This is a genomic window from Bacillus cereus group sp. BfR-BA-01356 (genome assembly GCF_022663635.1).
Lineage (GTDB): Bacteria > Bacillota > Bacilli > Bacillales > Bacillaceae_G > Bacillus_A > Bacillus_A cereus.
This window is the reverse complement of record NZ_JAKUFX010000131.1, coordinates 1-15,710: the sequence shown is the minus strand read 5'-3', so window position 1 is coordinate 15,710 and position 15,710 is coordinate 1. Positions and strand designations below refer to the sequence as shown.

Sequence of the window (15,710 nt, the reverse complement as noted above, 5' to 3'; positions counted from 1 at the left end):
TTAATTTCATATGTTCTGATTTGATTGTAGTTTTGAGTGTTTAGTTCAAACGTTATTCTATCACCTTAAATAATAAAAATCAATAAAGTTATATAAAAGTATATAAAAAATTAATGATTAATATAATTCAACAAGCTTGCGTCTTTTCGGATGTATGTTATTTGCAGTACGTGCCATGATCTGTTCATCTGCGTCGATAGTAACACCTTCATTTTGGAGGGATAGCAGTAATACGTTGTCATAAGTGTCCATTAAAAGTATATCTCTACCCTTGTTGCGCTTTGGATAAATCACAACAAGTGGCACCCCTTCATCGCCTTCTCTTCTTGAAAACACAACGTCGTCTAATCTAGCAATCATTCGGTAATCATTTTCATTCCCAAAAATAAAGAAGAAATCTTGCATAGCATCTTTATCTCTTCTATACGTTCGTCTAAGACCGCCATCTATTGTTTCCTTAAATGTTTGGACTTTTTCAACATATGCGTAGCGCCAGTCAGCATCTCCTACTGTACGTTGAGATAAAGGTTGAAGAATATCTTGTTCAAAGTTTTGATTATCATCTATTCCTAGAATGATATCTGAAATAACATCTCCAGCTTCTTTCAAAGAGCAGATGTGTATATTTAGATTTGGAAGATTCATTAAAAGTTCATGATACTCTCGCATAGAAAATAAGAGATTTTTCATACGTACGTATGGTGGGTCAGCATCTTCTGCAAGAAACATCGATTTGTCATACATAACAAAAACAACAGTTATATTCTCATTGTTTTTTTGTGCATATTCAATATACTTCCCCACCTTTTCAATTAAGGTAGCATTCGTTTCTTTGCACATATCCATTTCAATGTAAATATTTTTGTCTTGATATGAAATGTGTTCATCGGGAATTAAGAGTAAACCTGCATCTTCAATTTCTGTTTTCTTTTGTTTTTGATGATATGAGCGAATATCTAGCTCACATAATAACTTATTTGTATTGGTTTTTTTCGATACTTCTAAAAGTGTACGTACTAACGTTTCTCGTGAACAGAGTGTATGTAACGAGATTGAAGAAGAATATCTACGTTTTGAAGATCCTGTAGGAATCCGTCCTATTTCTTGAAGGTAATCGACCATTCTATCTTTTAAGGAGAATGTCGCACGTCTGGTTATACTATCATCTCTTTTATCAATTTTTTTAGTTAAGATAGCACCGTATTTTGAAAAACGATTAAGCTTTGTAAACACACTATCCTCAGAAAAATCCCTACCTTCAAATGCACTATAAAGCTGAGTAATTTGTCGTGTAGTAAGATGCCTTTTGTAATATAAAAATGTGAATACAAATATATCAGCCTCTTTTAAACGAAAAGATTTCTGTGTGCCTTTACTTGTATATTTATACGTTTTACTTTTCATTATATACAACTCCATAACTCGAATTTATTTTCAATAAATAACAACCATTTCTATATATCTTATTACAGCAAAATTTTGTTGTAAATTATGAAAAGTTTAAACTGAATTTGCACGAATCTAGATACTAAAACTCGTACGCTGAAGTTTGGATTACTTCTCTTCCTAAAAATCTGCTAGAAACATTGATTTATATAGTCTTTTGGTCCTTTTAAAATTGTTCGGACGGAAGACATGTTTTAACCGAACAATTTTTTAAAGGATAAAGGATTGAAATAAAATTGTTAGGACGGCCTAACAATCTATTTAAACTATCACATTATATAAATCTGTGTTAAACATGCAGAAAATATAATAGATATCTAATTTGTGCATTGTAGTTTTTTATTGTAATCGGTTGTGATTTTAATAAAAAAAGCAGGTCGTTTAGACCCGCTTTTTTTAACGTTTTTTAAATGGATTTGAAGTTTTAAGAGTGCTAATAATATTCTCTTCTTCTTGTTGATTTTGTGTTGTAGTAACTTCACTAGTCTGACGTTTAAATGCAGAGTTTTTACCACCACTGAATCTTGATGCCCCGCCAAATCCTTGGTTTTTATTATAAGGATTGAATGTGTTCTTTTGTACACGATTCGTTGCAAAAGAAATATCTACTTTTTCTTCGTCCTGTTTACGTTGTGCTTCTTCTCTTAATTGCTCTTGTTTTTCAGCCAACTCTTTTCCTTCTCGCGCAAGAGATATATAGCGTTTAGGCATTGTCATACCAGCAAATATAGTGTAGCAAACCGCATATTCATTATCCCAAATTGGATCACCAAATTTACCAGCGATTTCATCCAATCTTTTATACTCTCCTAAGGTATTACGAATCTTATTTTCCGTATTAACATCTTTGAAGAAATCTGCGTTAGAAGGTCTTAAAACGAAACCACCATACATTGTTGCTGTTTCAAATTGATGTTCTGCTGAGAAGAATCCCTCTTCTAAACTTCTCTTAATACTATTTCCAAGTGAATGTAAATCAAATTTAGCAATTCTCGCTTTTCCAATTGTTAAGAAACGTCCTGGAATACTTAATAGTTTTATTAAATCCGATGGGTCATATGTAACGTTATCAGAACCATAGTTCTCTGGGATAATGTTTATTTCATGTAACGTACTCACTACATTATCGTTCGCAACTTCTTTCCAGTTTAAATATCTATTTTTCAGGTCTTTCGTGCCCTTTTGTGTTTCAATAATCCGTTGCATTTTAGTATTATCATTGATGATTACATTTGCTAATGGCTTTAGATCAGAATTTCCAAATAATCTGTCTTGCTCTCTCATAAATTCATCAATTTCACTTAGTAATACAAGTGCATTGTTAATTTCATCTGGATCACCGGATGGTAAGGAAATAAGCATAGATACTGGGCAAGGGAAAAACTGCTCACGAATTAATTGTAAAACAAGTGAACCCCAACCTGTTCCAACGCCACCACCAGCTCCAAGACAGATTAAGAATTGGTCTACAATTACCTCTCCCTCTTCATTTGTAAACTTTCGACCTAGCTCTTGTGCTAATTTATCAAGGTATCCATTAGCATTAGGATTAATTTCCGGGTCAAATAAGTCAGTCACAACAGCAGGTGTACGTGCAGCTCCCTTTAAACCATCAAAATGAATACGATCTTCTTTAATAATATTTTGTAAATGCATCATATCTGACTCTGCAAAGTTAACAGCTAATGTCGGATAGCAACTAGCTCCATTCGAAAACTTGTAACCAGCGAATAAATCAGCCTCTTTATTACCTTTTTGGCCAGCACCAATAACTCCCCATCGAATACTAATATCATTTACACTATGGTTAGCTGAATAGATATGTTCTAGTTCATTACTGTTTAATAACATATAAAATTCCTCCCCTATACTTATAAATTACGCATTTCTATTGCTTTTTGTTTAAAACATTCTACTATTTCTATGCCTAAATCCGATAAGGTATAAATCTTGGACCTTCCTACTCTAGTTTCATCAATATATCCTGCACAATAGAAACTATTTACGGTTGCAAAAACAGTAGGTTTACTTAGCTGTATCATTTCTGCCACAGCCGTTTTATTAAGCATTTGCGCTTCACCATTTTGATTAATAAATGCCATTAATACTTGATAGGCACAATCATCATTACCAATTCTTTCCGCAATTTCTGCAATGTTTAACGTATAAAAGTGATCCCTATTCATTGTTTAACTCCCATCTATTTTATTAATTCTTGAGAGTGGAAAAATTCACCTAACCTATTTATATCACAATGGAAATGGTATGTAAACTAAAAGTTAAACTAAGAATTAAACTATTTTTTAAACCTTAAGTCACACTAGAGCTACATATATCTTTCTAAAACCTTTCTAAATTTAAACCTAAAGTTAAACTGAAAATTAAACTGTTATTTATCTTTGTTAAAATTCTTCTATATTTATATAAATCTAATGTCGATATTTAATAATTGAATAGGTTCATAGGCATTTAAAAAATAACATCTTTAAAATTATCAAAATAAAAAAGTAGCAAGTCCATTTTTAGACTTGCTACTTAAATAAACCAAACTTAGAATCTAGTTCAAAGTTTACTTTCCAAATATTTTTTGTAAGAATGATTTTTTTGATTCTGTCTCAATTCGTTCTTGACGTTCTTTTCTTTTTTCTTGAATTAAAGTATCTATAAGATCCTGATTTCTACGTGCCACAATTTGCTCAAGCTCTTGTTTCTCGGTCTTTAGCTCATGCATTTGTTTTACCATTTCCACTTGTAGTTTGATACTTTGATCCAACTTTTCAGTCAAATCTTGAATTAATTCTGTTTGATACTCTACTTTTTTCTCTAGGTTTGTTTTAACCTGGTGTTCTTCTAATGCTACTGGAAGCTCGTCACCATTTAACCAAGAGCGAACTTTCTTATAGCTCCAATTTTGTTCTTGGATCTTCTTCTTAATAGATATAAACTTATTAATGTCATCTTCCGTGTAGCGACGATGCCCACCATTAGTTCTATTTATTTGTAGATTAAACTCTTCCTCGTATACTCTTAATAAGTCATTCGATAGCCCAGTAAGTTCAGATACTTCTTTCATTCTATATTCATTTTGTTCTTCGTTTGTTTTGTTCTCACTCATAGAAACAACACCTCCTTACAACCAAAAAACTTAGAAAGTCTCTTCCATGTTATATTCTACATAGAATGGGCATTATCTTCCTATAGATTACTCTACCATAGAAAAACTAGAAAATCTTAATATAATTCCACTAAAAATCAAGTATTTTTATATCTATAGATAACATGGTTTATCTATAGTATTGTGCATTCTAATATTCGTTCTACTTTTCTGTATCTTCTATATGGTTATCTAACAAAATTTAGATAGAATAAAACAAGGGATAACATTGATTTATCAAGGTTTAATATAAAACTAGAACAAACTTATACTAGTTTTAGTTCTAGTTTTATAGCTCGAACTCGCTGATTATTCCTTCAAGTTTTTCTTCTAATATCCGATTCTCGCTCACTAAAAATAAATTTTCTTGAGTAATATAAATTTGCAAAAACTCAAGAAAATTTATAGCGATATATTCAAATGAAGCAAATAATAGTTTGAGATTTAGCTACTAATAGAAAATAATAGAGTGAATTTCGTATTTATTAAGTGATTCATAGGAGTAACAATAAATACGAAATTGATATAATAAGAACCAAATGACCTAAATAGTATGTTGTTGAGCTGTAAATAACTCTTTTGTTTGTGTTTGATTAAACACAAGGTTTCTTACTAAGTTTAGGAATCTGTATAAATACTATTATTCAAAATTAGAATATGTATATTGGTATATAACCCTTTAAAATAAAGGGTTTTTATCAATATAGAATCGATCTTTTCTAGATTTACATCTAACTTATTTTAGTTAGTGTTTATATCTTTTTTTAACTTTTATTCTAGTAATCTTTTTGTATTGATTTTAAGATCGTATTCATTGTACAAAAATAGAGAAAATGAGGTTAATGTGGCATATGATTTATAAATTCTTAAATTTATAAACTTAGAATTCATACGTTTTATTATTAATTCCATGTTTTTGCTGTTTGCTTTACTGAATCATTTCTATGTTTTTTTCTTTGTTTACTATGCTAATTTATGATAAATTAGAATTGGAAGTATTGGTTGAAAACGTTGTTATATAAGGGTTATTGTTAATGTTGGAATGTATATTTTCTAGTTTTGAAACCACTTTATAACATTCATTATATTCCGCATATGGTTCAATATATTTAGAAGTCTTTCTGTATTTAAGAATATAAAACTAGAAAACTTCTTTTTTTCGAAAATAGAACAATAGCATAACTGTATTAAACAGGAAATTGTTATATAAAAAAAAGACGATTTTATAAAAAATCGTCTTGCAAGTACCAAAAAATGCATATATGATTACATTAAAATGCGGCAAAACTTAGCTATAGTTATAGTTTTGCCGCAATTAACTAAAAATAAACATAAAAAAGCAAAAAAAAAAGATCTTTCAGCTTGATAAAATAGCGCCAACTATTTCATCGAGGTTAATCTCTAGGAACCCAACAAACTCTTATTGATTGAAAGTTATACTTACAATATTACCTAGATTAAACTTTAGCTTCAAAACCTTTTTTGATTTGTATAAATTTATAAGATAATTTTACTTGATCTTATAAATTTGTGCAACTGAAAAAGGCGATTTTCTTGCGTATTTTGAGCATTGTTTATCTAGAAATATACAAAAATCATCTAGATTTAAGTAGATTTTTGTATATGTGATATTACAGTGTCTTTTTTTGTGCTCTTTTCGGAAGGAGTCATTTAGAATAATGAGTACACGTTTGAATTTTTCTCAGCAGAACTTTAAAGTTCATGGGGTTAAGTTTTTTAATGGACTTTTTAATATTGTAAAACTAGAAAATGAACGCAAAGAATTACCATCCTCAGCATTAGCGACTTATATCTTATTGCACTTTGAATGCAATGATATAGGAATGCTGCCACGTGAATTTCAAATAATGGATCTTGCTAAGAAAAGTGGGATTCCCTACACAACAATTTATACAGGATTTCAAGTTTGCTTGGAGCGTAAGCTCGTAAGAGAAACACCTGTTGGAAATCGTACTGTTTATGAAATTGTAGATTATGCATTGTACAACCACACTGCTGCAGAAACTACAGATATGATAAATATATCGTTATCGTATTTCCGTATTCCATTTTATTTAATTCAAACAACTATACTAAGTAGCCTTGTAAAGGCTCGAGATAATAGAGGAATTATGTTTCTTTTAGAATTAATCAACACATTTTCGAGAAAAATTGGTATGGAACATTATAAGCACAAGATTGAAGATTTCGAGATTACGAGAAAAATGGCTTTTCTAAAGAAAAAGTTGAAGCGTAATGCAAAGAAAGTGCGACAATACATAGAGATTGTAAAGCCTATTATTAAATTTAATGCAGTAGATCCTAAAGATAAGAAACCAAGTGAGTCTCGTATTACACGTGTTAGAAGGCAGGTACAACAAGTTATTATTGAAAAGTTTAATGTCATTTTTTCTTCGAATTGTGTTATTGAAAATGATAAAAAAGAATTACATAGACCTATAGCGAAGTGTAGAAAAGAAGCGGTATCTCGTTTGAAACATATGGGACAAGCGTTAAGAAAAAAAGATAAAGAAAATATAATGACTGCATTTAGACAAGAAATTGTTGATATCGCAATCTATTTACCAACAATACAAAAACAAAATGAATTATTAATATATGCAATGACTTATGCATTAGATCAAGTTGAATGTTGTATGAAAGAGCAAGAAATATTCTCTATTCCAGCATTCATGCGTGTACAGTTTAGAGATGCCTGGATTTATTTTAAGGAGAAAAGTTTGTCTGTAGGAGAAAGCAGCGATATAAGAACAAATTATCATAGGCAACATGGTGATTATCCAGAATTTATGTAGTATTTTTAAAAAAATATAGAAACAGCCCTTGTTAAAAAATCACTAAAAAGCAAGGGTTATTTGGCATGTTCTTTACTTTGAAAACATGCTTTTTTGTTTAGGAACATGTAGCTACGAGCATTTTTACGCAAGTATATAAGCTGTTTATGCTATGTTTGAATACGATTCAGTTTGTTTATAATACGATTCATTACTTGTGAGTATCTTAGTAATATTATTTTAGACTTGTGAATTCTGAGTAATATGGTATTTAACTTCTTATTTTGTGATTTATATGATGTATGGCTTGTTTGTATTGGGGATATTACGATAGGGAATTTATCTTAATAGCAAGGAACGTATGTGATACAAGACTTTAGAGGTATTTTTTAAATCTCTTTATAATTAATAATTGTGTTAAGTTATATATATATCTTGTTAATCTTATATAAACTACTTGTGATTATTTATATTTAATTTATTGTAATTTTTTAGATTAAATACATAGCAAAAATAGAGAAAAAGGAGTAAATATATGTTCACACGGATTCGATAAAAGTATTGACTTTTAAAATTCATAGAGGTATTCTTGTATGTGAACAACAATTAACTAAGAGAAATATATAAATTAATAGATTTAATTTTTAGCTAAACGGACACACCGAAGGCACATAACCTGCCATCGGTGTGTCTTTTTTTGTTTAAAAACCATAATCTTTATAAGGAGACGAGAAAAAATGAATGAAATTATTAACGAAAGCAAAGAAAGATTTGAAAAGTATTGTAAAGACAATACAGATTTTGAAACAAAAATAGAATCTCTTATTAATTACTATTTTTTATTAATTGCTGATCAAGCAAATATTTTACAAGATAGAGAATTTGGTAATGAAATTGAAGAAAAGAAATTTAAAAACGATCTTAAAAAATTTGAAACTTTATTCCCAGCTGCCAGTAAAAATGCATTTCTTAAGGGATACCAACTAGGATTAGAGTTTCTAAGACATCCAGAAACAGTAATACCAGATGAGCTATTTACTAATCCTAATTTTGTACAAGATATTCCTTTTGCAATTGTAAATGCTGCGGAATTTAATATTTATGAATTAATTAGAACAGATGAAACCCAGGAGTTTAGCGTATTTGCTGTTCGTACTTATGAAGGAATTAAGCCACTTATGGAACAAATCTTTAGTGAAATTGCATTATATGGTGCAGAAATGGCACTTGAACATGAAAGAGAAGAGAAGGGACTGCAGATAGAAGAAGGGAAAAGAACCTTCCTTACAAATGTACCTATTGATCGTTTATTTACTATCACTCCATCTATTACTGCAAATGTTGTACATGCAGAAAAACAATGTGAAATCTGGAATTTAAATTGGAATGCAAAACTAACTTTAGATAATCCATTTGTTGAATTAGCGCAAGTTACGATTGTATATAAAGAAAGAACGAATATACAAAAGGATCTTCAAGAAGGATTCCTGTATGAGCAAATTTTATTTGGTAACATGCCGTTAGAAGAAATACAAGATCGCTTTGAGATCCGTGTAAAATACAGTCTTCTTGATAATGCCCCACGTAATTTAGGAGGTTTTGAAATAGAAGCACTTCTTACTGAATTACTAAAAAAATTACAAGATGAAACACAGGTGCCGTTTGAAAATATGGTATTACTTTAAAAGTGTTTTTCTATAGAGAGGGGATTTTATGACAAAAAAAATCGTTTTAGCTATTAGCGATACTGTATATACGGCATATTTGCGTGAGGATTTTATTGGTGCAGGATTTGAAGTAGCTGATAGTGATGTGATGCACATCAAGTACCTAGATGAAATTCTAGATACGGAACAGCCCAATATTCTATGTATTAATGACAAACGATTAAATATTGATGCGGGACATGAAGAGAAACGTGAATTGATTATCTTACAGAAATTAAGAGATATTCGCTTTAATCGGGATATTCGTATTGTGGTATTTACAGAGCGTGAAAATGATGATGAGTTTTTGGCGAAACTGATTTATCTAGGTATCTATGACATTTTTAACTCTCGTAAAATTGATATTGATAATAAAGTCATCCCGCAGCTACTACAGGAATCGGATATTAAAAATGTAGCGGAAATCGTAGGAGCAAGTCAGGCACCGCAACAAACAAAGTTGCCCGAGGTTCCTGTTGATGAAGAAGAAGCATCAAGTGAATTAGAGGGAGGCGGCGACAGTGAACCTGGCTCTAATTCCAACAAACTATTTAAAAACAAACAAAAGCGTAAGTCCGTTTCAGAGAAGATGCCAAAAGCACCTGTTATAAAAAAACAGTATAAATTGGCTTTTGAGCCGGTATATGAAAAACAAATCGGTATTGCTATTCCAAGAAGAACAATTGTTGTGGCCAGCATGAACAGGAGAAGTGGTGCTACTTTTGTTTCACATCTTTTAGCTGCGTATTTAAATGAACTACAGATTGATGTGAATTATATAGAGAATCTATATGATGATGGTTATACGTATCCGTTATTAAAGGGATATACTGAGGCACCAGAAAACTATCGTAGTGAATTTATGTTGCAGAGATATAAAGAGATGCTACAGAAGGAATCTGATATATTATCAATTCCAAAATGGAAGCAAGGCAAAATAAATTATATTGTAAAGAATCCTATTGTGGATCAAGAGCTAAAAAACGAGACAGAGCAGGATTTTGACCATTTTATTAAGGTTTTATTGGCCAACCAAGAAGCACCTATATCTATTATTGATGCAGGGAACGATTGGGATAAAGATTTATACCATGAGATTTGTGAAATGGCGGATTACATATTCTTTGTAGCGGAACCAGATCTGCATCAATTGCTAAAGATAGTGCATCCTCTTACACAAAAAGAGAGAAAGCTCGTTTCTTACTTAGCTTTAGAGAAAACGAGAATCATTGGGAATAAGTTTTCGCCTACTCTTTTAAAGCATGAAGTAGTAGAAGAATGTTTTGGAGATAAGGTATTAACTGCTTTACCACCATATGAGATAGAAGATGTATTTGAATCTCAATTAAATAGTAGTACGTTACTATCTAGTCGGAACTATTATAAAGAGCTAGAAGGAATAATGAAGGAAATAGCAGAGTTATTGCTACCAAACCAATTGTTGAACCAAAAGAAAAGTACCATTTTAAGTGGTTTTCGATTTCGGAAGTCTGAAAGTTAAGGGAGGATGAAGAGGGATGCAAAAGTTTATTGTTGCAGCAAGTATGTTGCTGTTATTTGTAGGTTGTCTATTTTTTGTAACTGATATGGTGATTGGAGATACAACACATACCGATAATAAATCGTCTTTAGAAAGAGGTGGCGAGATAGCTTTGGCTAAGTCTGTAAAAATAGGTACTCTTCGTGCAGAAGAAGAAATAGCTATTGATGCAGAAAAAGCGAAAAAAGAGTTTGAAAAAGCGTATAACAGTAATGCGGATTTTAAAGATCCTGCTTCAAAACGTAACTTTACTGTCTATGATGTACAGGAGAAACCAGCAATGATTGCTGTCGAAGGTGATGCGGAAGCTGCTAGTTATTTTAAGCAATTTGATGAGAAAAAAGAAACAATAAAGAGTAAAGCAAGAAGTATTATTATCTACGATACAAATGCAAAAGAAAAACAATTAGGTGGAAACGTAAAATAAAGAAAAAGAGTAGGTGCATTAAGAATGCAAAATACAGTAACTACAGCTCTATTCCTTACCCTTTCTTTATTATTAATCAGCCTTTTACCCGAAGGTGTTTTGTATGGAATACAGTTAGTGAAAGCACATAACTTTGCTTCTGATATGGTTGAAATCGCAGAGAATAAGGGAGGATTTCAATATGATTACAATGGAAAAAGGGTGGATTTAATCCCTGGGATAGAGAAAAGAATGAAAGAAGAAAAGATGGATGGATGGAAGTATGAGTATACAAAGGGACGCATCGATCATAATCAATCCCTTTCTTTTAAGGTGAAAGCAGAACACCATTTCTTCATATTTAAGCTGATTGGGGTAGATGGTATAAAGGCTCCGATATGGGCGAGTAAAGATGGAATGGGACAAGTGTATTTTAAATGATAAAAATTCTAAGATTTTCACTATAAAAAACTATGCTGAAAAGTATAGTTTTTTTGCTAGAAAAATATATTTAAAAATAAATATATAAAAATACTTTACAAGCCTATTTTTATATGGTAATATTTTCCATATAGAACGGCGGTTATAAAAAAACGCTAATTAATTAATTTATATGTTAAAGTATCTGGATTTTATGTTTAATTTAGGTACAATAAAAGAATCTATGAAAAAACTAATATATTTGGAGGAACAAACAATGGCAAACAAATTTTTAAAAACAGCAACAGCATTAACAATTATGGGAACATCTTTATTAGGAGCAGGAGCATTTACAGCGAAAGCTGCTGATAACACAGACTCATTAAAATTCAATGATGTTCCAGCAAATCACTGGTCTACGAAAGCAATTTATGATTTAACAAACCGTAAAGTAGTGCAAGGGTACGGAAATAATATCTTTGGCTTTGGTGACAATGTAACTCGTGGGCAAGTTGCTCGTATGATCTATATGTACGTTAAACCAGCAGATGCAAATGCTAGTTTCAAAAATCCGTTTACTGATATTAAAGGACATTTGTTTGAAAAAGAAATCTTAGCACTTGCTAAAGCAGGACTTGTCAATGGATTTGGTGATGGGAAGTATGGTCCAGATGATATTTTAACTCGTGAACAAATGGCACAAGTGCTTACAAATGCTTTCAAATTCAAAGCTACTAAGACAACATCGTTTACTGACATTGATAAAAACTCATGGGCATTAAAAGCAATTAGCGCATTAGAAGAAAATGGCGTTACTATTGGTACAGGAGGTAATATGTATTCACCATATACACATGTAACCCGTGAACAATATAGCCAATTCTTATATAACTCTATTAATGCAGTAGAAAAAGAAACAAAACCAGAAGTGAAACCAGATCCAAAACCAGAAGAAAAACCAGAAGTGAAGCCAGAACCAAAACCAGAAGAAAAACCAGAAGTGAAGCCAGATCCAAAACCTGAAACAAAACCTGAAGAAAAACCAGATACAAATTTACCATCAAGTTTAGATAAAGGTTTAGTTACAGAAGAAGTTACGTATAATCCAAACGCTATGAAAAACCCGATTGCTCAAAAATCCATTTCTACAGAAGCGCAAAATCTTATCAAGAGTGTGAATGCTAAATATGGCACTAACCTTAAGTATGCAGATTTAAATGGAACTATTAGAATAATTGATAAAAACATGTATTTACCAGAAGGTACAATTGGGGCACAAGTCTATGTTAATGCTACTAGTGAGAATGATTTTAAAATTATTTTCTTAGATAATAACGAAGCAACTATTGAATTAGCTAAAAAGTGGACTACGATGTTAAATTCTGATTTAGTTCTAGATAAAGAAATTCAAGAAACTGTAGATGCTCAAGAAATAAATAACTATGAAAAAGGAAAATATAAGATCCGTGTAGGGCATTCTACAGCTGACCACATGATGTACGTTCAAGTACGTGTATAATATCATTGCAATTAAATGCTTCATTTGATATATTAATATATGTAATATAATAATAAATAAATAAATTTGATTTATTTACGTAAAGGACACACCTTACGTACCTCCCAAGGTACAGGTGTGTCCTTTTTTATGTTTAAAGGAGGGATTTTATGAAACTGAGAAAAAAAATATTATTAACCTGTACTTCTTTAATTTTGTTATTACCGTCAGTAGCAAGTGCAGGAAATAGTGATGTACCATTTTATAATGGAAATGAAACTACGATTTTAGCATCAGACGAATTACAATTAAAGGGAAAACTACTTAGGTCTGGAAGTAGATATAAGCCAAAAGAGTTCGAATATAAAGCTGATATACATTTTCCTGCTGTTTATAATGGTTCTTTTAATTGGGGGAATCCAAGGGAAAACCTTATCCATAATGAAGACCAGTCAGAGCCTTATGTGCGTATATCAAATGACGGCTACATTAACCCTTCAGTTGTAGTAGGAGATAGAATGGTAACTGAAGTGGAGAGAATTACAAATAGCATAATTACGGATAAATATTGGGGTAACTCTCAGTTTGTTTTAAAATATTTAATTCCACATAAGATTACAAATCAAGATTCCTTTGAATCTTATGGACATTTCTATTGGATTAGGGATATTGCCTATCTTTCTGGAGGATACGCAGGGGCTGGTAGTGTAAATGGTGTAAATAGGTATAACTTGTGGTATGTACGCACAAGTAAACCTGAAATAAAAGATTTTAAGGCTACGAGTGGAAAAAAAGATGTACCTGTGAAATTTACATTTAACGGATTCGAATATGTAAGTAAAAATAAAGGATATAATGATCGGGATCCAAATGGCACAACAGTAAATCCATATCAAGCAGCTGCAGGTGAACGGAACCGAGTTAAATGGATGTTAGATATTACAAAAGATGGCGAAACCGTGTATCATCAAGAAAATTATCTGCGTTCAACTCCGCAAAAAGATAATCAAAAACCAAATGAAGGTGATGCAGGGCAATTTAAGTCAGAAGAACTAAAGTGGCAGCCACAAATGTGTGGCCGATATACTGCGAAAATTAAAGTCATTGATGCTGTTCAAAGGGAATCAAATGAGAAAACTGTTGATTTCACCATAAATGGTAACTGTGGTACAGAAGTAACACCTAATCCAGATCCAGGTGATGACGATGATTTTAAATATAAAATCGATTTCTCTGCTGACCGAATTGAAGGAGAAACAGCAAGAGAAGGAAAGAATATAAAAACAAGAATAGATGTATCACGTGATAATTTTAAACCGGAACGTGACCAATATAGAGCAAAGGTAAACAACAATATTAATAAGTCTCAACAAGAAGTAAATAGCTCTGAATCGGAGAGAGATAGCGCTCAATCTAGTCTAAGTTATTGTCGCCGTAATCCAATTCATGAAGTAGATGCCGAGGGAAAGGATCACTATTATGATAGAGACTGCTCTTGGGAAGAAAATAAACTAGATAGTGCGGCAAGTAAGCTAGATAATGCAAGACAGAAGTTAGAAAAAGAGAAGAATAAAATTAAAAAGTTAGATGTATTAGAAGAAAAATATACGAATCCTGAAACAGTAGTTGTGTTAAAACATAACGGACAACAAGTAGCTTTACAAAAGGTAAGATTAACTGAGGGAGAAAAGAAAACCCTGAATCTTGACTGGCAACATAAAGGTAAAGGAACAATTCAAGCGGAAATTAACCCTGCTGGTAACCGTATAGACATCGAGGAAACTACATACAAAAATAATCCTATTAAAACAGCAATCTATGAGCCTTCAAAAGAAAAGGCAATGTGTGGTGTAACGAGTGTAAAAGGTGTAGTAGAAACAGTAAGTGAACGTGTATCAAAAGAAGATATAACTGGGGAAATGTATTATGAAACTTTGACAGGGAGTATTGATAATTTAGCTCCTTCTAAGCTACATTCTGGTTATGGATTTTCGTATGAAGTAAACGGAAAATATAAAAATGACTGGAATGCAAATTACCCTGGTGTATTTGCTGCTGCTAAGGCACAATATCCATTTGCAGACGAAGGATTAAAGGCTACTCAAGATTTAGAGAAGAAAGAACTTAAAGATAATACAGCGAAGTTCCTACCTAAAAATATGTATTTATCTGAAGCAACAGGACATGTTTTTGATAGTAAAAGACCAACTAAGTCTTTATATTGGGATGGACAAGAGAAAATTATTGATGGTGGCCAAAAATGGTATTCACCATTGAAGACAAAAGATGGTGTATACACTTTTAATGTAGAAACAGCTCCAGCAGGTATCAATGAAATGAGTTTATGTTTAACTGAGCAAGTAGAGATTAAGGGTGTTGCGTACGATGATTTCATAAAAAGAAGAGTATTTCCTGATGATCCATTCCCTGGAGGAAGTGGAGTAGGATGGAACTGGGTAGGGAAAGAAGAACTACTTCATAAATTGACTGATTGGTATTACATGAAGACTGGGAAATAAAAATAAAATATAGTATAATTTGATGAATCGACACAATAATATATCCATCATAAACTAGTAGCTGAATGGATAAACCAAAGGCACATCCCTTAATGGGATGTGCCTTTTTTTCATAGAAAGACCTGCGGTAGTATGTCAACTGAAAAATAATATCTTTTGAAGTTATCAAAGGACAAATTGCTTAAAAAAGACATCACGAAACTAGACCAGTATTTTATGTAAAATA

Annotated in this window: 11 protein-coding genes; 7 read left to right on the top strand and 4 right to left on the bottom strand. The window is 31.6% G+C overall.

Annotated elements, in window-relative coordinates:
* Nucleotides 1-117: 117 nt before the first annotated feature.
* The 4 genes from MR168_RS27545 to MR168_RS27530 all read right to left on the bottom strand — a co-directional run bounded on the left by MR168_RS27545 (nucleotide 118) and on the right by MR168_RS27530 (nucleotide 4,561).
* Nucleotides 118-1,404, bottom strand: coding sequence for a replication-relaxation family protein (locus MR168_RS27545; protein ID WP_000837863.1), 1,287 nt, complete (start codon nucleotides 1,402-1,404; stop codon nucleotides 118-120).
* A 438-nt stretch (nucleotides 1,405-1,842) separates the two neighbouring features.
* Nucleotides 1,843-3,297, bottom strand: a complete 1,455-nt coding sequence (locus MR168_RS27540; RefSeq protein ID WP_000926087.1) for an FtsZ/tubulin family protein — start codon at nucleotides 3,295-3,297, stop codon at nucleotides 1,843-1,845.
* Nucleotides 3,298-3,317: 20 nt separating this feature from the next.
* Nucleotides 3,318-3,632, bottom strand: coding sequence for a helix-turn-helix domain-containing protein (locus MR168_RS27535; RefSeq protein ID WP_001078054.1), 315 nt, complete (start codon nucleotides 3,630-3,632; stop codon nucleotides 3,318-3,320).
* 383 nt (nucleotides 3,633-4,015) lie between these two features.
* Nucleotides 4,016-4,561 (bottom strand): MerR family transcriptional regulator, encoded by a 546-nt coding sequence (locus MR168_RS27530; RefSeq protein ID WP_001293662.1) that lies wholly within the window; start codon nucleotides 4,559-4,561, stop codon nucleotides 4,016-4,018.
* Between the two features lie 1,718 nt (nucleotides 4,562-6,279).
* On the opposite strand from MR168_RS27530, the gene MR168_RS27525 reads away from it, so the two are divergent.
* The 7 genes from MR168_RS27525 to MR168_RS27495 all read left to right on the top strand — a co-directional run bounded on the left by MR168_RS27525 (nucleotide 6,280) and on the right by MR168_RS27495 (nucleotide 15,484).
* Nucleotides 6,280-7,416 (top strand): hypothetical protein, encoded by a 1,137-nt coding sequence (locus MR168_RS27525; RefSeq protein WP_000107504.1) that lies wholly within the window; start codon nucleotides 6,280-6,282, stop codon nucleotides 7,414-7,416.
* A gap of 716 nt (nucleotides 7,417-8,132) precedes the next feature.
* A complete protein-coding gene (locus tag MR168_RS27520) occupies nucleotides 8,133-9,080 on the top strand; it encodes a hypothetical protein (RefSeq protein ID WP_001002529.1) in 948 nt (315 codons plus the stop codon).
* Nucleotides 9,081-9,108: 28 nt separating this feature from the next.
* Complete coding sequence (locus tag MR168_RS27515) at nucleotides 9,109-10,602, top strand: CpaE/TadZ family protein (protein WP_000162560.1); 1,494 nt, start codon at nucleotides 9,109-9,111, stop codon at nucleotides 10,600-10,602.
* A 16-nt stretch (nucleotides 10,603-10,618) separates the two neighbouring features.
* On the top strand, nucleotides 10,619-11,068 hold the full coding sequence (locus MR168_RS27510; RefSeq protein ID WP_001168891.1) for a DUF5411 family protein: 450 nt from the start codon (nucleotides 10,619-10,621) through the stop codon (nucleotides 11,066-11,068).
* A gap of 24 nt (nucleotides 11,069-11,092) precedes the next feature.
* On the top strand, nucleotides 11,093-11,488 hold the full coding sequence (locus MR168_RS27505; protein ID WP_001181733.1) for a DUF4320 family protein: 396 nt from the start codon (nucleotides 11,093-11,095) through the stop codon (nucleotides 11,486-11,488).
* A 193-nt stretch (nucleotides 11,489-11,681) separates the two neighbouring features.
* Nucleotides 11,682-12,986, top strand: a complete 1,305-nt coding sequence (locus MR168_RS27500; RefSeq protein WP_242291635.1) for an S-layer homology domain-containing protein — start codon at nucleotides 11,682-11,684, stop codon at nucleotides 12,984-12,986.
* Between the two features lie 149 nt (nucleotides 12,987-13,135).
* Nucleotides 13,136-15,484 (top strand): hypothetical protein, encoded by a 2,349-nt coding sequence (locus tag MR168_RS27495; RefSeq protein ID WP_000776679.1) that lies wholly within the window; start codon nucleotides 13,136-13,138, stop codon nucleotides 15,482-15,484.
* The last annotated feature ends 226 nt before the right edge of the window (nucleotides 15,485-15,710 follow it).

What these genes read in the sequence shown, in the direction of transcription:
- MR168_RS27545 (WP_000837863.1), bottom strand. Translation starts at nt 1,404, where the DNA reads ATGAAAAGTAAAACGTATAAATATACAAGTAAAGGCACACAGAAATCT.
- MR168_RS27540 (WP_000926087.1), bottom strand. Translation starts at nt 3,297, where the DNA reads ATGTTATTAAACAGTAATGAACTAGAACATATCTATTCAGCTAACCAT.
- MR168_RS27535 (WP_001078054.1), bottom strand. Translation starts at nt 3,632, where the DNA reads ATGAATAGGGATCACTTTTATACGTTAAACATTGCAGAAATTGCGGAA.
- MR168_RS27530 (WP_001293662.1), bottom strand. Translation starts at nt 4,561, where the DNA reads ATGAGTGAGAACAAAACAAACGAAGAACAAAATGAATATAGAATGAAA.
- MR168_RS27525 (WP_000107504.1), top strand. Translation starts at nt 6,280, where the DNA reads ATGAGTACACGTTTGAATTTTTCTCAGCAGAACTTTAAAGTTCATGGG.
- MR168_RS27520 (WP_001002529.1), top strand. Translation starts at nt 8,133, where the DNA reads ATGAATGAAATTATTAACGAAAGCAAAGAAAGATTTGAAAAGTATTGT.
- MR168_RS27515 (WP_000162560.1), top strand. Translation starts at nt 9,109, where the DNA reads ATGACAAAAAAAATCGTTTTAGCTATTAGCGATACTGTATATACGGCA.
- MR168_RS27510 (WP_001168891.1), top strand. Translation starts at nt 10,619, where the DNA reads ATGCAAAAGTTTATTGTTGCAGCAAGTATGTTGCTGTTATTTGTAGGT.
- MR168_RS27505 (WP_001181733.1), top strand. Translation starts at nt 11,093, where the DNA reads ATGCAAAATACAGTAACTACAGCTCTATTCCTTACCCTTTCTTTATTA.
- MR168_RS27500 (WP_242291635.1), top strand. Translation starts at nt 11,682, where the DNA reads ATGTTTAATTTAGGTACAATAAAAGAATCTATGAAAAAACTAATATAT.
- MR168_RS27495 (WP_000776679.1), top strand. Translation starts at nt 13,136, where the DNA reads ATGAAACTGAGAAAAAAAATATTATTAACCTGTACTTCTTTAATTTTG.